The organism is Pseudomonas sp. NyZ201 (assembly GCF_049860765.1).
Lineage (GTDB): Bacteria > Pseudomonadota > Gammaproteobacteria > Pseudomonadales > Pseudomonadaceae > Aquipseudomonas > Aquipseudomonas bharatica.
Window position 1 is genome coordinate 2,154,730 of sequence record NZ_CP187557.1, and the last position, 19,082, is coordinate 2,173,811.

The 19,082-nt window shown below is 64.8% G+C and carries 13 protein-coding genes and 1 pseudogene; all 14 read left to right on the forward strand.

The genetic code is table 11. The features are described from left to right. Positions 1-206: 206 nt before the first annotated feature. The 14 genes and pseudogenes from ACPFMA_RS09640 to ACPFMA_RS09705 all read left to right on the forward strand — a co-directional run bounded on the left by ACPFMA_RS09640 (position 207) and on the right by ACPFMA_RS09705 (position 19,082). Positions 207-1,862 carry an AMP-binding protein gene (locus ACPFMA_RS09640; RefSeq protein ID WP_425930067.1) on the forward strand — a complete coding sequence of 552 codons (1,656 nt, stop codon included), beginning with the start codon at positions 207-209 and terminating at the stop codon, positions 1,860-1,862. A gap of 12 nt (positions 1,863-1,874) precedes the next feature. Next, positions 1,875-2,642 carry an SDR family NAD(P)-dependent oxidoreductase gene (locus tag ACPFMA_RS09645; protein ID WP_425930068.1) on the forward strand — a complete coding sequence of 256 codons (768 nt, stop codon included), beginning with the start codon at positions 1,875-1,877 and terminating at the stop codon, positions 2,640-2,642. A gap of 10 nt (positions 2,643-2,652) precedes the next feature. Then, the gene (locus ACPFMA_RS09650) at positions 2,653-3,840 is read left to right on the forward strand and encodes an acetyl-CoA C-acyltransferase (RefSeq protein WP_064303845.1); all 1,188 of its coding nucleotides are present in this window, start codon (positions 2,653-2,655) and stop codon (positions 3,838-3,840) included. 8 nt (positions 3,841-3,848) lie between these two features. Further along, complete coding sequence (locus ACPFMA_RS09655) at positions 3,849-4,976, forward strand: acyl-CoA dehydrogenase (protein ID WP_420058964.1); 1,128 nt, start codon at positions 3,849-3,851, stop codon at positions 4,974-4,976. A gap of 12 nt (positions 4,977-4,988) precedes the next feature. Beyond that, positions 4,989-5,762, forward strand: coding sequence for an enoyl-CoA hydratase (locus ACPFMA_RS09660; protein WP_009394659.1), 774 nt, complete (start codon positions 4,989-4,991; stop codon positions 5,760-5,762). A 219-nt stretch (positions 5,763-5,981) separates the two neighbouring features. After that, positions 5,982-10,535, forward strand: coding sequence for a dermonecrotic toxin domain-containing protein (locus ACPFMA_RS09665; RefSeq protein ID WP_425930069.1), 4,554 nt, complete (start codon positions 5,982-5,984; stop codon positions 10,533-10,535). Between the two features lie 250 nt (positions 10,536-10,785). Continuing rightward, positions 10,786-12,306: an acetaldehyde dehydrogenase ExaC gene (gene exaC, locus ACPFMA_RS09670; protein WP_064303842.1), complete on the forward strand. Its 1,521-nt coding sequence runs from the start codon at positions 10,786-10,788 to the stop codon at positions 12,304-12,306. 213 nt (positions 12,307-12,519) lie between these two features. Beyond that, a complete protein-coding gene (gene pqqA, locus ACPFMA_RS09675) occupies positions 12,520-12,591 on the forward strand; it encodes a pyrroloquinoline quinone precursor peptide PqqA (protein ID WP_009394664.1) in 72 nt (23 codons plus the stop codon). A 103-nt stretch (positions 12,592-12,694) separates the two neighbouring features. Next, entirely contained in the window at positions 12,695-13,858 is a 1,164-nt protein-coding gene (gene ercA, locus ACPFMA_RS09680; protein ID WP_425930070.1) for an alcohol dehydrogenase-like regulatory protein ErcA, read from the forward strand. Beyond that, positions 13,842-15,509, forward strand: a complete 1,668-nt coding sequence (locus tag ACPFMA_RS09685) for a hybrid sensor histidine kinase/response regulator (RefSeq protein WP_425930071.1) — start codon at positions 13,842-13,844, stop codon at positions 15,507-15,509. The genes ercA and ACPFMA_RS09685 overlap by 17 nt, the downstream gene beginning before the upstream one ends. A gap of 255 nt (positions 15,510-15,764) precedes the next feature. After that, on the forward strand, positions 15,765-16,169 hold the full coding sequence (locus tag ACPFMA_RS09690; protein WP_064303839.1) for a TraR/DksA family transcriptional regulator: 405 nt from the start codon (positions 15,765-15,767) through the stop codon (positions 16,167-16,169). Positions 16,170-16,928: 759 nt separating this feature from the next. Then, a pseudogene (locus tag ACPFMA_RS09695) lies at positions 16,929-17,975 on the forward strand (methyl-accepting chemotaxis protein); the annotation flags it as partial. Between the two features lie 451 nt (positions 17,976-18,426). After that, positions 18,427-18,894, forward strand: a complete 468-nt coding sequence (locus tag ACPFMA_RS09700) for a hypothetical protein (protein ID WP_420058967.1) — start codon at positions 18,427-18,429, stop codon at positions 18,892-18,894. Next, positions 18,891-19,082, forward strand: coding sequence for a hypothetical protein (locus tag ACPFMA_RS09705; RefSeq protein ID WP_420058968.1), 192 nt, complete (start codon positions 18,891-18,893; stop codon positions 19,080-19,082). The genes ACPFMA_RS09700 and ACPFMA_RS09705 overlap by 4 nt, the downstream gene beginning before the upstream one ends.

The following is a 19,082-nucleotide window of genomic DNA, read 5'->3' on the forward strand; positions in this document are numbered from 1 at the left end:
GTGTCCAGGGCCTGTTCGGTGAAAGCCGGTTCATGCGTTCCAGATAATCGCCTTCCGGTGAGCCATGGTCTTGCTCGACTTCCAGCAGGATTGGCCAAACCAGTCATCCACATTGATAACTTTGACCATTGCCGCGACCCGGCACCGGGGCGACTATTTCCAGACCTTCGAATTCCTTCCAAAAACAACAATGGGGAGTCTGGCGAATGCGTGAGTACAGCGCGGCAGTACGTTCTTTCAATTACCAGCAGACAGCCCGGGCGGCACTGGCAGGCAGTCTCGAGGCGCTCAACGCCTGCGTCGAGTGCTGCGACCGGCACGCCGATGGCGAAGCCGTCGCGCTGTACTGGGAGGGCCGCGACGGCCAGAGCGCCAGCTACCGTTTCGATGAATTGCGCGACCAGGCGGCGCGCTTCGCCAGCGTCCTCAAGGCCCAGGGCGTCGGCCCTGGCGATCGGGTCGCCGGGCTGCTGCCACGCACCGTCGAGTTGCTGGTTACCGTACTGGCCACCTGGCGCCTGGGTGCGGTCTACCAGCCCCTGTTCACCGCGTTCGGACCCAAGGCGGTCGAACACCGCCTGCATGCGTCGGGAGCCAAGGTGGTGGTCACCGATGCGAACAACCGGGCCAAGCTGGACGAAGTCGAGCAGTGTCCCGCCATCATCTGCGTCAATGCCGCCCAGGTCAGTGGCGATGTGGATTTCCACGCTGCGCTGAATGCCACCACCCAGGCTTGCGACCCGGTATTGCTGCCCGGCGAAGCGCCGTTCCTGCTGATGTTCACCTCCGGCACCACCGGGCCGGCCAAGCCACTGGAAGTGCCGCTGCGCGCCATCGTTGCCTTCCAGGGTTATATGCGCGATGCCATCGACCTGCGTCCCGAGGACGCCTTCTGGAACCTTGCCGATCCGGGCTGGGCCTATGGCCTGTACTACGCGGTCACCGGGCCATTGTCCCTGGGCCATGCCACGACCTTTTTCGACGGGCCGTTCAGCGTCGAGAGCACCTGCCGGGTGATCGACAAATACCGCATCACCAACCTCGCCGGTTCGCCCACCGCCTATCGCATGCTGATCGCCGCCGGCGCGGCATTCTCCGCACCGATCAAGGGGCGCCTGCGGGTGGTCAGCAGCGCCGGCGAGCCGCTCAATCCGGAGGTGATCCGCTGGTTCCGCGACGAGCTGGAGGTAACCATCCATGACCACTACGGCCAGACCGAACTGGGCATGGTGCTGTGCAACCACCACGGCCTGGAACACAACGTTCATCCGGGATCGGCCGGTTATGCCGTGCCCGGTCACCGCATCGTCGTGCTTGGCGAGCAGCACGAGGAACTGCCGGCCGGCCAGCCGGGCATCCTCGCCGTGGATCGCGAGCAGTCGCCGCTGTGCTGGTTCGCTGGCTACCACGGCTTGCCGACCAAGGCCTTCGTCGGCAAGTACTACCTCAGCGGCGACACCGTCGAGCTGAACCCGGATGGCAGCATCAGCTTTGTCGGGCGCAGCGACGACGTGATCACCACCTCGGGCTATCGGGTCGGCCCCTTCGACGTCGAGAGCGCCTTGATCGAGCATCCGGCGGTGATCGAAGCGGCGGTGATCGGCAAGCCCGATCCGGAGCGCACCGAACTGATCAAGGCCTTCGTCGTACTCGGCGCCGGCCAGCAGGGCAGCGAAGAGCTGGCCGAAGCCCTGCGCCAGCACGTACGCAAGCGCCTCTACGCCCACGCCTATCCCCGTGAAATCGAATTCGTCAGCGAGCTGCCCAAGACCCCGAGCGGCAAGCTGCAGCGTTTCATCCTGCGCAACCAGGAAATCGCCCTTCAACAAGCGGCGCAACAAGCCCACAAGGCCAGCGCCTGAGGAAAGCCAAGCATGCAAATCGCCAATCACAACTTCATCGTCACCGGCGCCGCCTCCGGGCTGGGTGCGGCCACCGCCGAAATGCTCGTCCAGGCCGGCGCCCGGGTAATGCTGGTGGACCTCAATGCCGAGGCTGTCGCCGCCAGGGCCGCCAGCCTTGGCGAACAGGCCCGGCATGCGGTAGCCGATATCAGCCAGGAAGGCGCGGCCAAGGCCGCCGTGGATGCTGCGCTCGCCGCCTTCGGCAGCCTGCACGGGCTGGTCAACTGCGCCGGCATCGTCGGTGCCGAGAAGGTCCTGGGCCGCAACGGTCCCCATGGCCTGGACAGCTTCGCCCGGGTCATCAACGTCAACCTGATCGGCAGCTTCAACATGCTGCGACTGGCTGCGGCGGCCATGGCCGAAGGCGCGCCGTCGGAGGAGGGCGAGCGCGGGGTGATCATCAACACTGCATCCATCGCCGCCTTCGACGGCCAGATCGGCCAGGCCGCCTATGCCGCCTCCAAAGGCGCCGTCGCCAGCCTGACCCTGCCTGCCGCGCGCGAACTGGCGCGCTTCGGCATCCGTGTGATGACCATTGCCCCGGGCATCTTCGAAACCCCGATGATGGCCGGGATGACCGAGGAGGTCCGTGCCTCGCTGTCCGCCGGGGTACCGTTCCCGCCACGCCTGGGCCGCCCGGCCGAGTACGCTGCGCTGGCCCGCCACATCATTGAAAACAGCATGCTCAACGGCGAGACCATCCGTCTCGACGGCGCGTTGCGCATGGCTGCGAAATAAGGAGTCGAACATGAACCAGGATCCGATCGTCATCGTCAGCGCCGTGCGCACCCCGATGGGTGGCCTGCAGGGCGACCTCAAGAGCCTGACCGCGCCGCAACTGGGCGCCGCGGCGATCCGCGCCGCCGTCGAGCGTGCCGGCATCCAGCCCGGCAGCGTCGAGCAGGTGCTGTTCGGTTGCGTACTGCCTGCCGGCCTCGGCCAGGCTCCGGCGCGCCAGGCTGCGCTGGGGGCCGGCCTGGACAAGGGCACCACCTGCACCACCCTGAACAAGATGTGCGGCTCCGGCATGCAGGCGGCGATCATGGCCCACGACCTGCTGCTGGCCGGCAGTGCCGATGTGGTTGTCGCTGGCGGCATGGAAAGCATGTCCAACGCCCCGTACCTGCTGGACAAGGCCCGCAGCGGCTATCGCATGGGCCACGGCAGGATCATCGACCATATGTTCCTCGACGGTCTCGAGGACGCCTACGACAAGGGTCGCCTGATGGGCACCTTCGCCGAGGACTGTGCCGAGGCCAACGACTTCAGTCGCCAGGCCCAGGACGATTTCGCCATCGCCTCGCTGACCCGCGCCCAGCAGGCGATCAAGGACGGCAGTTTCGCCGCGGAGATCGTTCCGGTAGAGGTCACGGTGGGCAAGGACAAGGTGCTGATCAGCGATGACGAGCAGCCGCCCAAGGCGCGCCTGGACAAGATCGCGCAACTCAAGCCGGCGTTCCGCGACGGGGGCACCGTGACTGCGGCCAACTCCAGCTCGATCTCCGACGGCGCCGCGGCGCTGGTGCTGATGCGCCGCTCCCGGGCCGAAGCGCTGGGCCTCAAGCCGCTGGCGGTCATCCATGGTCACGCCGCCTTCGCCGACACGCCCTCGCTGTACCCCACCGCGCCGATCGGTGCCATCGAGAAGCTGCTCGCACGCACCGGCTGGGACCTGGGCGATGTCGATCTGTTCGAGATCAACGAAGCCTTTGCCGTGGTGACCCTGGTCGCGATGAAGACGCTCGGGCTGCCACACGAGAAGGTCAACGTCCACGGCGGTGCCTGTGCCCTCGGCCATCCGATCGGCGCGTCAGGCGCGCGGATCCTGGTGACCTTGCTGTCCGCCCTGCGCCAGAAAGGCAAGCGCCGCGGTGTGGCGGCGATCTGCATTGGCGGTGGCGAGGCCACGGCCATGGCTGTCGAGATCCTGGATTGAGGTGCGCCATGCTGGTTAACGACGAGCAACAACAGATCGCCGATGCTGCCCGGCAGTTCGCCCAGGAGCGCCTGCGGCCATTCGCCGAGCAATGGAGTCGCGAGCATCGTTTCCCGAAGGAGGCGATGGCCGAGATGGCCGATATGGGCTTCTTCGGCATGCTGGTGCCGGAGCAGTGGGGCGGTTGCGATACCGGCTACCTGTCCTATGCCATGGCCCTGGAGGAAGTCGCCGCCGGTGACGGCGCCTGCTCCACCATCATGAGCGTGCACAACTCGGTGGGCTGCGTGCCGATCCTCAAGTTCGGCAACGAGCAGCAGAAGGAGCGGTTCCTCACTCCGCTGGCGAGCGGTGCCATGCTCGGCGCCTTCGCCCTGACCGAACCCCAGGCCGGCTCCGATGCCAGCAGCCTGAAGACCCGCGCCCGTCGCGATGGCGACCACTACGTGATCAACGGCTGCAAGCAGTTCATCACCTCCGGCAGCAATGCCGGGCTGGTGATCGTCTTTGCCGTTACCGATCCGGCTGCGGGCAAGCGCGGGATCAGCGCCTTCCTGGTTCCCACCGACAGCCCCGGCTACCAGGTCGCGAGGGTCGAGGACAAGCTCGGCCAGCACGCATCCGACACCTGCCAGATCGTCTTCGACGAGGTGCGCGTGCCGCTGGCCAACCGCCTGGGCGAGGAAGGCGAAGGCTACAGGATCGCCCTGGCCAACCTGGAGGGCGGGCGCATCGGCATTGCCGCGCAATCGGTGGGCATGGCCCGCGCCGCGTTCGAAGTGGCCCGGGACTATGCCCGCGAGCGCGAGAGTTTCGGCAAGCCGCTGATCGAGCACCAGGCCGTGGCCTTCCGCCTGGCCGACATGGCCACCCGGATTGCCGTGGCGCGGCAGATGGTGCATCACGCGGCTGCCCTGCGCGATGCCGGTCGGGCGGCGCTGGTCGAAGCGTCCATGGCCAAGCTTTTCGCCTCGGAAATGGCCGAAAAGGTCTGTTCGGATGCCTTGCAGACCCTCGGCGGATATGGCTATCTGAGTGACTTTCCGCTGGAGCGGATCTACCGCGATGTGCGGGTCTGCCAGATCTACGAAGGCACCAGCGACATTCAGCGCATGGTGATTGCGCGCAATCTTTGAAGGGAGCAGCTCATGACATTCGAAACCATCCTCGTCGAAACCCGTGGCAAGGTCGGCCTGATTACCCTGAACCGGCCCCAGGCGCTGAACGCCCTGAACCGCCAGATCATCGGCGAACTGAACCAGGCGCTGGACGCCTACGAGGCCGATGCCAACATCGGTTGCATCGTCCTCACCGGTTCGGCCAAGGCCTTTGCCGCTGGCGCCGACATCAAGGAAATGGCCGAGCTGACCTACCCGCAGATCTACCTCGACGACCTGTTCAGCGACAGTGACCGCGTGGCCAACCGGCGCAAGCCGATCATCGCGGCGGTGTCCGGCTTTGCCCTGGGCGGCGGTTGCGAGCTGGCGCTGATGTGCGACTTCATCCTGGCTGCCGACAACGCCAAGTTCGGCCAGCCGGAGATCAACCTCGGCGTGTTGCCGGGCATGGGCGGCACCCAGCGCCTGACCCGCGCGGTGGGCAAGGCCAAGGCCATGGAGCTGTGCCTGACCGGCCGCCTGATGGGCGCCGAGGAAGCCGAGCGGGCTGGCGTGGTGGCGCGGATCGTGCCCCAGGCCGAGCTGCTGGACGAAGCGCTGAAAGTAGCGGCGGTGATCGCCAGCAAGTCGGTACCGGTGTCGATGATGGTCAAGGAGTCGGTGAACCGCGCCTTCGAAGTGAGCCTGTCGGAAGGCGTGCGCTTCGAGCGCCGGGTGTTCCACGCGGCATTCGCCACCGAAGACCAGAAGGAAGGCATGGCGGCATTCATTGCCAAGCGTGAGGCGCAGTTCAAGGACCGTTGATTTCCGCTGAAAGTACCGGCGATGAGGTCGGCACTGCCAACGTTGTTGTCGGATAGGGCCTCATCGCTGGGAAGCCAGCTCCTATTGGGATAGCGCCTGTGGGAGCTGGCTTGCCAGCGATGAGGCCATCAGCCGCAACCACCCAAGCAAGATCTACCACCGTCATGCCAATGCATACGATTGAAATGCTGCTTCCCTCCAGCCCAAGGAAGCGCACCCATGACCCCAACCCCATCACCCCTCGGCCAACTGGCCCTGAACTCCCCCCTCTGCGGCCCCATCGCCCAGCGTTTCGCCCGGCGTCCCTCGCTGCGTGACGTGGCCTGGTGCCTGATCTTCGAGCAGGCCTACCTGCGCGGCTTTGCCGAGCCCGATCCCTCGGCGCTGCTGTTGTATCGGACCGATGCCAAGGGCATGGAACAGGTCGAGGACCTGGCCGACATCCTGATCGAATGCTTCTGCACTGGCGCCTTGCTCAGCCTCGACGCCGACAGCGATTACCTGAGTTTCTACAAGGGCGCGGAAACCCCGTTCCGCAGCAAGGTCGAAGCCGCCGATATCCAGGCGCTGATCAACGAAAGCGCGCGCTACCTGCTGTCCACTTACCAGCAGGCGCTGTACGAGTACTGGAACTTCAGCCGCGACGGCGAGGGCAGTCCGCTGTTGTGGATGGCTGGCCATCTGCAGCAGCAATGCCGCGAAGTCGTAGAGGAACTGTTCCACAACGGTGGCCTGGACAGCCTTGAGGCGGCGACCGCAAGGATCATCATCAACTTTCCGCGAGCGCAGGACCGAGCGCTGTTGCACAACCTGGTCGAAGTGAAGATCAGCCTGCTCGCGCAGGTTCTGTGCGTTGAACAGGGCCTGGATCCGGAACTGGCCAGTGCGATCCTGCTGGAGCGCGAGGTCAGCCAGTTGCAGCGCACGATGGCCCTGGTTTTCAGCCTGAGCGGGTCGATCTATCGCTTCGAGTCGCGTACGGCCCTGCGTGGCTCGCTGGTCAATCGCTGTCCGGACAGAACAGGGCCGCAGGTTTTGCGCCAGTACACGGCACCCGGCTCGGTGTTCGTGTCCCAGGCCCTTCTGTTGCGCGAGCAGCAGCAGGAGCTTGTTGCCGCATTGGCACGCCTGCCGGCGCTGCCGGGCATGAGCGCCGGCCAGTCGCTGCAACTGCGTCTGGATGAAGCCAGCTCGCTGCTCGGCATCTGCCAGGCCAACCAGCGCGAGATGCGCCAGCGCTTGCGCCTGCAATTGCCGGACTGGCTGGCCAAGGCCGGCGAGGATCAGCGCCGTGATTACGCCGGGCGCCTGCTGCGCATGGCGTGGCTGCGGCAGGATGAGGACGACAGGTCCTTCCTCGACGGCGTGCCCGACGCGTTCGATTTCGCCCGCCAGCAGCTGCATGACGCCATGCTCACCGACCATCCCCATGATCCGTTACCGGATCTGGATGACCTGGAACTGGTCAACAGGCAGGTGACCGGGGCCGCTGGCGGCAGTGGTGGCAGCGTGGTGCCCCAGGGCGAGGAAAAGATCGTGCGCCTGACGCCGATGCAGTTCGCCCTGGCCAACCTGGCGGTGTTGCAGGCCGGCACCGTGAGCCTGCACAGCCTCAGTGGTGCGAAGTTGCCGCAGTGGCTGACGGTGGATTATCTCAAGGGCCTGGTGACGCGCCTGGATGTGGGAGGACACTATCCCGAGCTGCTGCGGCGCGTCCTGCTCGACGATGCCGACGAGCGCAGGCCGCGCCAGCAACGCTTCATCCAGCAGATCTGCGAGCAGATGCCGCTGCTGGCGCTGGAAACCCGCCTGCGTGATCCGGCATCGCTCAGCGCGCAGAGCGTGAAGCGGGTGGACAGCCTGTTCCGCCCCGAACTGCCGTCCGCAGCACCGGTGGCGCTGCGGCCGCTGTCGTTCATCGCTCGTTCCGGCGCCACGCCGGATATCGCCGGCAACGCCTGGTTGATCGAAGCACCGACCATCGGTGAAGGCCCTTGCCTGTTGTATCGCCCCTTGCACCGTGAGCCGTTGCGCGAGTACGCCAGCCGCGCGGAGTTCTTCAAGGCCCTGTGCGCAGCGGGAGCCCTGCAGGACGACATTCTCGAGCGCCTGGTACCGGCGCGCCGAGCGGTCTACGCCCATGGTGGTTTTGCCGAGCCGCACATCGTGCGCTTCTTCCCTGGTGACGAATTCTCCATGATCAGCGTGCCGGCGCTGGCCAAGCTGGGCGAGGCGGTGCTGCACGGCAATGTACCCGAGCAGTTGTATCAGTCCTGCGCCCAGGAGCTGATTGCCCGGGCGCAGCGGGAAACCCTGTCTACCAGCGAAAGTCGCTGGCTGGGCTACCAGGAGCTGGGCTGGCTGATGCTGAACACCATTTTGCCGTTCTTCAATGGGCCACTGGTCAAGGCGGCCTGGATGCTGCCGCTGTTTTCCAGCCTGCGTGGGGTACTGGCGCAGGACAAGGGCGCTGGCCAGCCCGGTGACCTGCAGCAGTTGCTCCTGAGCCTGGCGTTGCTGCTGCTGCCGGAAAGCGAACCCGGCTTGCCGCGCGACACCACGACAGCCCCGGACGGGGACAGCGAGGCGGTGAGCATCGAGCCGAGCAAGACCGAGCTGCCGCAGGCGCCCCGCTGGTCGCGTTTCGGCTGGGGCAGCACCGACCTGACCGTGGCCCAGCGCGAGGCACTGTCCGGTTTTCGCAGCGAGGTCAGCGTGGACAAGCTCGGTACGCCGATGGGGCCGGGACTCCATCATGGGCTTTATCAATACCAGCAGCAGTGGCTGGGCCTGATCGACGGGGTGATCTATCGGTTGTCCTTCACCGAGGATGGTCCGCGCCTGATCGATGCCGCCGGCAAGCTCGGCCCCTGGGTACGCAGCGACGCCGGCGGGAACTGGCGGCTGGACTTCGGCCTGCGTCTGCGCGGCGGCATGCCGGTCAACCGGCGCATTGCGCAGCTGCGTGAAAGCAATCGGCAACGCATCCTCCAGTTGGAAGAGAACCACGCCCGCTTGCTCGGGCAACGGGTCAGCCTTTCCGAGCAGGTCCAGGCAGACCTGGATGAAGCCGCGCGCCAGCAATATCCGACCAAGGACCATCTTCAGGTCTATCACGATCACCTGGGCCAGCTGGACGCCGTGCTGGTGTCATTCGACGACAACCTGCGCCAACTGCAGCAGTTGAAACCGCAGCCCGAGTTCAAGCGCATGCATTCACGCAACCTTTACGACCGTGCCGGTGTCCAGGCGCAACTGGCCTATGTGCTGCACGCGCGCTTCAGCGACAACCACGCCATCATGCGCGATATGCGTCCGGCCGGTTCGCCCCAGGAAGAACAGTCGCCGGAGCATGTGGAAAAGCTCGCGCGCATGATGGAGGCGTGTCGCAAGTCCCAGGAGGAGGTCGATGGCATCCTGGCCTGCCATGCGGTGATCGCCGATATGCGCAAGCAGTTGCGCGACATTCTCCCCGGCGGGCCGCAACTGGCGGACAAGACCCACGGCCTGTTGACCACCGAGCCGAGCTTGCGGGCATGGAAATCGGTCGACCTGAGCCTGCGTGCCGCGACCATTCTCGACATCGAAAAAAGCAGCGACTACAAGCTGCTCTACCGTGCCTTGCTGGCGGCGCGCACCGGCCTGAGCATGCGCGATGCGCTGGATGTGAAGGAGACGTTCACCGAGGCCGAGGAGGTGGAGGTTCTCGACAGTGTGGTCAGCCGTCTGCGCTTTGCCCTTGATACATCGCGCCTGTACCAGGCTCTGCCACGAGGTCCCGGCGGTGCGGAACTGCTGCAGGTGTTCATCGACGATCTGGAAAGCCTGCATCGCGAGGCTCAGGAGGAACTGGCCACGCACCTGCAACTGCTGCCGGGGCGCAGCGATGCGGCGCCCCGGCCGGCGTCGAACAAGCGCAAGCAGGTCCTGATCCGCACCCGCAACCGCGGCGTGGTGGTCGGTTCGCGACGCAAGGCCGAGGGCGGTCGCCCGGAGTCCGTGGTGGTGGTCGATCCCATCGACAACAGTGAACTGGATCGCTACGAGGAAACCTCCGAACCTGGTGTCTGGCAGCCGGTCAGCGAAGTCCGCGGCGAAGCGCCGGCACCGACGCCAGCGAGCCTGGCCACGCTGATCAAGCGCTCGACGCCGTTGCTCAACAATGCCGAACGCAAGATTGCCAAGGTCCGCAGCCAGGCGAAGACGGCAACGGTGGGGGCTGATATCGAGGACATCCTGATCCAGGAAGCGCGTCCGCTGGATGCCCTGGTCCAGCAGATACAGGATGCGCTCACCCGGGAAAACGCCACGGATGACTCTGCCGACGGGATCGATGCGGCGCGCCAGTCGGCGGCCCTGACGGCCAAGGCGAAGCTGATGCGTGACGAGGGCCGGCGCCTGCGGGTGGAGATCCTCAAGAAGCAGGCACCGACGGTGGGGCAGGTGGCCTGGCTGCTGGAGCAGCAGGAAATCAGCATTGCCCGGGAAGGCGAGCGGGTCGCGCTGGCCAGGCGCAAGGGCTTTCCCCAGGACTACCTGCAGGAGTTCGTGGTCAATGACAAGGACGGTAAGCCGCTGTGGTACGCGCATTTCCACTACGCCAGCGCCGATGCCCAGGTCGGTGATTTCACCGCGGCACACCTGAAGACCCGCGAGCAGCGTTATGACCGCGGACCGCAGGTGATGGCATCGCAGAGCAACCAGGCGATCATCGAGGTGTATCGCAGCCGGATCGACAAGAGCAGTGCGCAGAAGTTGTTCCTGAGCCTGTAGTGCTGGCGCGACTCGGACCCTGTGGGCGGGTTCATCGGGACGCCGAACCGCCGCGATTACGATGGTGGATTCGCCACCGTAATCGCGGGTGAACCCGCTCCCACAGGACACGCGGTGCGCCTTCTTTTTCTACGACCAAATGACTAGCCCATCCCTGCCAAGTGCTGATTCGTTGCTCCGCCGCGCCTGACTAAGATCCAGTCACTGCCCGTCATCCACGACGGGCGCCGCTCAGCAGAGGCCCTGAACCATGATCTACGCAGCTCCCGGCAGCCCGGATGCCATCGTTTCCTTCAAACCCCGCTACGGCAACTACATTGGCGGCGAGTTCGTCCAGCCGCTGAGCGGCCAGTACTTCAGCAACACCTCGCCGGTGAACGGCCAGCTCATCGCCGAATTCCCCCGCTCCAACGCCCAGGACATCGACAAGGCCCTGGACGCCGCCCATGCCGCTGCCGATGCATGGGGCCGCACCTCCGTACAGGACCGTTCCAACATCCTGTTGAAAATCGCCGACCGCATCGAACAGAACCTCGAAGTCCTGGCCCTGGCCGAGACCTGGGACAACGGCAAGGCCATCCGCGAAACCCTCAACGCCGACGTGCCCCTGGCTGCCGACCATTTCCGTTACTTCGCCGGTTGCATCCGCGCCCAGGAGGGCAGCGCCGCCGAGATCAACGACAACACCGCCGCCTATCACTTCCATGAGCCGCTGGGCGTGGTCGGGCAGATCATCCCGTGGAACTTCCCGCTGCTGATGGCCGCCTGGAAACTCGCCCCGGCCCTGGCCGCCGGCAACTGCATCGTGCTCAAGCCGGCCGAACAGACGCCGCTGTCAATCACCGTGTTCATCGAGCTGGTCGGCGACCTGTTGCCCCCAGGCGTGCTGAACATCGTCCAGGGCTTCGGTCGCGAAGCCGGCGAAGCCCTGGCCACCAGCAAGCGCATCGCCAAGATCGCCTTCACCGGTTCCACTCCGGTGGGCTCGCACATCATGAAGTGCGCAGCGGAGAACATCATCCCGTCCACCGTCGAGCTGGGCGGCAAGTCGCCGAACATTTTCTTCGAAGACATCATGCAGGCCGAGCCTTCGTTCATCGAGAAGGCCGCCGAAGGGCTGGTCCTGGCTTTCTTCAACCAGGGCGAAGTGTGCACCTGCCCGTCCCGTGCGCTGGTCCAGGAATCCATCTACCCGCAGTTCATGCAGGAGGTGTTGAAGAAGGTGAAGCAGATCAAGCGCGGCAACCCGCTGGACACCGAAACCATGGTCGGCGCCCAGGCGTCCGAGCAGCAGTACGACAAGATCCTGTCCTACCTGCAGATCGCCCGCGACGAAGGCGCCGAGATCCTCACCGGCGGCAACGCCGAGCAGCTGGCCGGCGACCTGTCCAGCGGCTACTACATCCAGCCGACCCTGCTCAAGGGCCACAACGGCATGCGTGTGTTCCAGGAAGAGATCTTCGGCCCTGTGGTCGGCGTCACCACCTTCAAGGACGAAGCCGAAGCCCTGGCCATCGCCAACGACACCGAGTTCGGCCTCGGTGCCGGCGTCTGGACCCGCGACATCAACCGTGCCTACCGCATGGGCCGCGCAATCAAGGCCGGTCGCGTCTGGACCAACTGCTACCATCTGTACCCGGCGCATGCCGCGTTCGGTGGCTACAAGAAATCCGGTGTCGGCCGCGAGACCCACAAGATGATGCTCGACCACTACCAGCAGACCAAAAACCTGCTGGTCAGCTACGACATCAATCCTTTGGGCTTCTTCTAAAGCACACCGCGCCTCCTCGTGGGAGCGGGTTCATCGGAACGCCGAACCGCCGCGATTGCGATAGTGGATTCACCGACGCTATCGCGGGTAAACCCGCTCCCAAAGAGTCCGCGTCGTGCTTCAAGACTGTTCCAAAGTAGTATTCGACCCGCACCGGAAACGGTGTATCACTAGACGCACCGCCAGCCTGCGGTGCCAGAAGAGGATGGACCTATGTGGAAAAAGCCTGCGTTCACTGATCTGCGTATCGGTTTCGAAGTGACCATGTACTTCGCCAACCGTTGATCCTCCTGGCGCCGGCCGGCTCTCGAGACGGCCGGCGCCGCCTTTGCCTTACCCTCTCTTTGCTTTAGGCTGGCGCTAACTTAAAAAAACAAGAAGGCGTTGCATGAGCCCGAATCTGAGCCAGTTGCGCAAGTTCGTTTCCCCCGAAATCATCTTTGGTGCCGGCTGCCGCCAGCACGTCGCCAATTACGCCCGGACCTTCGGCGCGCGCAAGGTGCTGCTGGTCAGCGACCCCGGCGTCATCGCCGCCGGCTGGGTCGCCGATGTCGAGGCCAGCCTGCAGGCCCAGGGCATCGATTACGTGCTGTACAGCCAGGTGTCGCCCAACCCGCGGGTGGAAGAGGTGATGGACGGCGCCGAGCGCTACCGTGCCGAGCAGTGCGACGTGATCGTCGCCGTTGGCGGCGGCAGCCCCATGGACTGCGCCAAGGGCATCGGTATTGTGGTCGCCCATGGCCGGCACATCCTCGAGTTCGAAGGGGTCGACACCATCCGCGTGCCCAGCCCGCCCTTGATCCTGATCCCGACCACTGCCGGCACGTCGGCGGACGTTTCGCAGTTCGTGATCATTTCCAACCAGCAGGAACGCATGAAGTTCTCCATCGTCAGCAAGGCGGTGGTGCCCGATGTGTCGCTGATCGACCCGGAAACCACCCTGAGCATGGACCCGTTCCTCTCCGCCTGTACCGGCATCGACGCACTGGTGCATGCCATCGAGGCGTTCGTCTCCACCGGCCACGGGCCGTTGACCGATACCCACGCCCTGGAAGCCATGCGCCTGATCGACGGCAACCTGGTGCAGATGATCGCCAACCCTTCGGACATTGCCCTGCGCGAGTCGATCATGCTCGGCAGCATGCAGGCCGGGCTGGCGTTCTCCAATGCGATCCTTGGCGCGGTGCATGCGATGTCCCACAGCCTCGGCGGCTTCCTCGACCTGCCCCATGGATTGTGCAATGCGGTGCTGGTGGAGCACGTGGTGGCGTTCAACTACAGTGCGGCGCCGGAGCGCTTCAAGGTGATCGCCGAAACCTTCGGCATCGATTGCCGCGGCCTCAGCCATAACCAGATCCGCCAGCGCCTGGTCGAGCACCTGATCGCCCTGAAGCGGGCCGTGGGCTTCCATGAAACCCTGGGCCTGCATGGCGTCAGCGGCAGCGACATTCCATTCCTCTCGCAACACGCCATGGACGACCCGTGCATCCTCACCAACCCTCGTGCCTCGAGCCAGCGTGATGTCGAGGTGGTCTATGGCGAGGCCCTCTGAGCCGGGCTCCGACGCCCTGGCCGGATTGCTCGGGCTGAGCAACCACACGGTCCGCAAGAGCCACTACCCGGAGCTGGCGGCGCGCCTCGACGAGCTGGAAACCGAGCGCAACCGCTACACCTGGCTGTTCGAGCATGCCGTGCACGGGATTTTCCAGGCCAGCCTGGAAGATGGCCTGCGCGCGGCCAACCCGGCCATGGCGCGGATGCTGGGCTACGCCGATCCGCAGCAGTTGCTGCTGGCGCGCACCGACCTGGCCGGGCATCTGTTCATTGGCGGCCAGCAGGAACTGATGCACATCGCCGAGCAACTGCAGCGCGAGCGGGCGCTGCTGGGGTACGAGACCCGCTTGCAACGCAAGGACGGCAGCGCCATCGATGTGCTGATGAACCTGCTCCTGCGTCCGGACGAAGAGGGCGTAGTCGAGGGTTTCGTCGCCGATATCACCGAGCGCAAGCTCAGCCAGGAACGCCTGCAACAGCTCAATGACGAACTGGAGCAGCGCGTTGCCGAGCGTACCAACCAGTTGATCGAGGCCCGGGATGCTGCCCAGGCCGCCAACCGCAGCAAGGACAAGTATCTGGCTGCGGCCAGTCACGACCTGCTGCAGCCATTGAATGCGGCGCGGCTGCTGATTTCCACGTTGCGCGAGCGCAGCCTGCCGGCTGCCGAGCACGTACTGGTGGAACGCGCGCACCAGGCGCTGGAGGGCGCGGAAGACCTGCTGACCGATCTGCTGGATATTTCTCGCCTCGACCAGGCGGCAATCAAGCCTGACCTGGATCTGTACCACCTCGACGAACTGCTCGGCCCCCTGGCTTCCGAGTTCCAGCCGGTGGCCGAAGCGGCCGGGCTGGGCCTGCGGGTACGCAGTGGTGCCTGGATGATCCGCAGTGACATCCGCCTGCTGACGCGGATCCTGCGCAACTTCCTCAGCAATGCCTGCCGCTATACCGAGCGGGGCGGCATCCTCCTTGGCGCCCGGCGGCGTGGCCAGGTGCTGCGCCTGGAAGTGTGGGACAGCGGCCGGGGCATCGCGGCCGACCGCCTGGAGTCGATCTTTCTCGAATTCAACCAGCTCGACGTCGGCCGTGCTGCCGATCGCAAAGGCGTCGGCCTGGGGCTAGCGATCGTCGAGCGCATCGCACGCATCCTCGACTGCCAGGTACGGGTGCGTTCCTGGCCGGGGCGCGGCTCGGTGTTCAGCATCGATGTGCCCTTATCGCGGGAAGCCCCGCGCCCCGTGGTCGCACCCGGGGTGCCATTGCCCGCCCTGGGCGATCCGCTGCCGGGTCGCCGTCTGCTGGTACTGGATAACGAGACCGCCATCCTCGAGAGCATGGCCGCGCTGCTCGGCCAATGGGGCTGCGAAGTATTCACCGCCACCGACCGTGAGACAGCCTTGCAGGTGTTGCAGGGCAGGGCGCCGGAGCTGGTCCTGGCAGACTTCCACCTGGATCATGGTGTAACCGGATGTGAAGTCGTACGTGACCTGCGCAAGCACTTCGGCGTGGCGATCGCCGCAGTGATGATCACTGCCGACCGCAGCGACCAGAGCCGTCGGGCCATGCAGCGGCTTGGCGCGCCGCTGCTGAACAAACCGGTGAAACCGGGCAAGTTGCGCGCGGTGCTCAGCCAATTGCTCGGATAAGCGGGCGTTGCCGTGCTTCACGCACGCCAGGATTTTTTGCTATAAACGCTGCCCCCGCACCATGCTTGCGAGGGATAAGGGGCTTTTCGGACAAAACCGCAGTCATTTCTGTTGCCCGGCATGAGGCTCGGCCTTAGACTGCCGCCCCCCATGAACTGAGTGCCGACTGGTGCTTGAAGAATTTCGCTGCTGGCGATGCGTTCGCCGCGGCACCCGATTCGTCTAAATGCACGTACATTTTTATTAGAGATATCAATGACAAAGGAAAAGTTGCTGGCCATGCCGGCCGATGACTACATGAACGCCGAGCAATTGGCCTTCTTCGCCGATCTGCTCAAGCAGATGAAAGTGGAGACCCAGGAGCGCATCGAGCAGAGCCGTGTAACCATCGAAAGCCTGGACTCGCCTGCCGATCCTGCCGATGCCGCCTCGGTCGAAGAAGAGCGTCACTGGCTGGTCAACGCCATCGAGCGTGACCAGCGCCTGCTGCCGCAGTTGGAAATGGCCCTGGGCCGTATCGCCGACGACAGCTTCGGCTGGTGCGACGACAGCGGCGAGCCGATCGGCCTCAAGCGCCTGCTGATCAGCCCGACCACCAAGTACTGCATCGAGGCGCAGGAGCGTCACGAGCAACTGGACAAGCATCTGCGCCAGGTCTGATCGACACGTCTGGTCGACCCTTGCATACCAAAGCCCCGGGCCACGCACCCGGGGCTTTCGTTTTCGCGCGGGCGAAAAGCGGCGGGCAGTTGTCCTGTATCAAGGCCGGATCGGGTTACGCCCAAGGAAGCATGGCTAATGGCGTTGTAGTGGCGTTTAATGACGCAACAATAACAACGGGGAGCCACAGTCATGATGCGAGAAGGATCTCTACCCGCCGCGCTGGCACCAGCGGAACCCTCGGCCCGGGGTGCCCGTGGCTGGTCCGGTGTGGTGCTGCAAAGCCTGGTATTGGTGGTGGTGCTGGCGGCCATGGCATTCGCCGGCATTTCGTTCTGGTTCTGCCTGCCGCTGGCCTTGCTGGTGTTGTGGCTGCCGCACCTGCGCAGCCGGCCGCAGCCGGCTCAGGTGGCCGTGCACGACCCGCTCACCGAGCTGACCCGCGACCTGGCCCAGGTCACCAGTCATAACGCGCTGTCGGCGGCCGGCGTGTCCTATTCGGTCAGGCAACTGGCGGACAAGCTGCAATCGCAGTTGTCTTCCGCGGCACAGATCGTCAATAGCGCCGAAGTCATGATCGGCACCGAGAAAGTCACTTCCCAGCTCAGTCGCGAGGCGCTGGTGGCCGCCCAGCAAGCCCATGAAAGCAGCGCTGCGGGGCGCCTGGTACTGGCCGATTCGATCCAGCTCATGCACCTGCTCAGTTCGCGCGCCAATGCCAGCCGCGAACTGATCGAAGCGCTGCACCAGCGCAGCGAGGATATCGCCCGGGTCACCCTGGTGATCCAGGCCATCGCCAGCCAGACCAACCTGCTCGCGCTCAATGCCGCCATCGAGGCCGCCCGTGCCGGCGAACACGGACGCGGTTTCGCCGTGGTCGCCGATGAGGTCCGCGGCCTGGCGGGTCGTACGGCCAGCGCCACCGAGGAAGTGGGGGTGATGGTCGCCGATATCCAGCAGCGTACTGCCCAGGTGGTAGAGCAGATCCGCGGGCTGTCGGATGACCTGCACACTGGCGTTGCCCAGGTCGAGCACACCGGCGAGCAACTGGATGCCATTGCCGGGCTGGCGGCGGGTGTCGAGCAGCAGATTACCGAGATCGCCGGTGGTACCGAAACCACCCGTACCCAGCTCGACAGCCTGTTCCAGGCGGTGGAGCAGATGCGCGGCGACCTGGCCATCAGCGACCAGCAGACCCAGCGCCTGGCCCAGGCCGCCGTGCAGATGGAAGGGCAGGCGGAGAACATCAGCGAGCGCCTGGCCGAGGTCGGGCTGGATGACTATCACCAGCGGGTCTTCGACCTGGCCCTGCGTGGCGCCCGGCAGATCGCCGAGCGCTTCGAGGCGGATATCCGCGAGGGCCGGATCAGTCATGATGATCTGTTCGACCGTCAGTACCAGGTGTTGCCCGGCACCCGGCCGGCGCGTTATCGCACCCGTTTCGACCAGTACACCGACCAGGTCCTGCCGGCTATCCAGGAGCCATTGCTGCGCGAACACGAGGGCTTGATCTATGCGATCGCCTGTACCCAGCAGGGCTACGTGCCGACCCACAACAATGCCTTCAACCAGCCACTGACCGGGGACGAGGCCACCGACACTGCGCACAACCGCAGCAAGCGCAAGTTCGACGACCGCACCGGTATTCGTTGCGGGAGCCATCAGCAGCGCCTGCTGTTGCAGACCTACACCCGGGACACCGGCGAGCTGATGCATGACCTGTCGGTACCGATCAAGGTCGATGGCCGGCATTGGGGCGGGCTGCGGCTGGGGTATCGACCGGAGAAGATGCCGGGAACTCGTTAGTCTTGAGGGACCTATCGCTGGCTTGCCAGCGATGAGGCCCTCAAGAACACCACATTAATCCCCTCCTGTAAGAACCCCAACAACAGAAATTTCTCACCTGCAAACAGCACACACCCCTCGACGGGTTTCCGTGTTTTCGTGCATATTCGCTTCCCTGTGCGGTAAGCCATTCGCTTTCCGACGCTACGAGGCGATCTTCAATTGATCGCCTTGCACCGCGAAGGAGCGGTGAAACACGGAATTTTCACCGCGCGATGTCGGTCAGACGTTCGCTATCAAGCCGTATCCGGCATGGGAAAGTGTGATTTCCCACAAGGTGCGACGCCTCCGGGCCGCTACTTATTGGCGCCAACTCATTAGTCTTTCGAACTTCGAATTAATGAAGTACGGCATGCCCGTGGGAGCTTTTCTTCACGGGTGTCAGTGTGATCTCGGTTTTGAGGAATTTTCTTTGGCAGTCACCAATCTGGATATGCACGCCCTGTTCGTGCTGGGAGATCTTCGCGGCAAGCTGGTCAAGCAATTCCAGTCGCCGTTCGTTTACATCACCGAGCAAAGCCCCGAGGGCCTGTACATGGCCGAGGTCGAGACCGCCGACGCGCTGGTGGTCGATGACAAGCAGCGCCTGGAACTGAAGGTCGGTGACCACTTCCGCGCCGCCGTCCTGCCAAGCCGCGAAGGCGGCAAGCTGGAAATCCGCTTCCGCGAAATCAAGCAGACCATCTACGGCTTGGGCGAATACGCCTTCGTCAGCGTTCCGGAAGGCGAGGGCATCGTCTTCCGTGAAGGGCGTGCGGTCATGATGGTGTTCGCGGCCCACGCGCGCATCAGCGAAGGGCTGTCCAAGACCCTCAAGGCGGCCACGGCCAAGGTTGCCAAGTGGCGCAAGGGCGAGCTGACCTTCAAGGCCAGCGAGTGAGTCGCCGCGAGTTCCATGAGCGCCATCAGGCTCGCGCCGAAGATCAGGCGCGGCAGTGGCTGGCACGGCGTGAGGAATTGCAGGAGCAGTGGCTGACCTGGGTCGCCGGGCAGCTTTACCAGCTCCAGCCCGCGCAATACGCGGCGATGGTCAGGCGCGAGCTGCAGCGCCTGACCGAGGGGCAGTGA

Bases quoted from the DNA above. Each gene is read 5' to 3' on its own strand.
- exaC (WP_064303842.1), top strand. From the start codon at position 10,786: ATGATCTACGCAGCTCCCGGCAGCCCGGATGCCATCGTTTCCTTCAAA.
- ACPFMA_RS09640 (WP_425930067.1), top strand. From the start codon at position 207: ATGCGTGAGTACAGCGCGGCAGTACGTTCTTTCAATTACCAGCAGACA.
- ACPFMA_RS09665 (WP_425930069.1), top strand. From the start codon at position 5,982: ATGACCCCAACCCCATCACCCCTCGGCCAACTGGCCCTGAACTCCCCC.
- ACPFMA_RS09645 (WP_425930068.1), top strand. From the start codon at position 1,875: ATGCAAATCGCCAATCACAACTTCATCGTCACCGGCGCCGCCTCCGGG.
- ACPFMA_RS09690 (WP_064303839.1), top strand. From the start codon at position 15,765: ATGACAAAGGAAAAGTTGCTGGCCATGCCGGCCGATGACTACATGAAC.
- ercA (WP_425930070.1), top strand. From the start codon at position 12,695: ATGAGCCCGAATCTGAGCCAGTTGCGCAAGTTCGTTTCCCCCGAAATC.
- ACPFMA_RS09660 (WP_009394659.1), top strand. From the start codon at position 4,989: ATGACATTCGAAACCATCCTCGTCGAAACCCGTGGCAAGGTCGGCCTG.
- ACPFMA_RS09655 (WP_420058964.1), top strand. From the start codon at position 3,849: ATGCTGGTTAACGACGAGCAACAACAGATCGCCGATGCTGCCCGGCAG.
- ACPFMA_RS09650 (WP_064303845.1), top strand. From the start codon at position 2,653: ATGAACCAGGATCCGATCGTCATCGTCAGCGCCGTGCGCACCCCGATG.
- ACPFMA_RS09685 (WP_425930071.1), top strand. From the start codon at position 13,842: ATGGCGAGGCCCTCTGAGCCGGGCTCCGACGCCCTGGCCGGATTGCTC.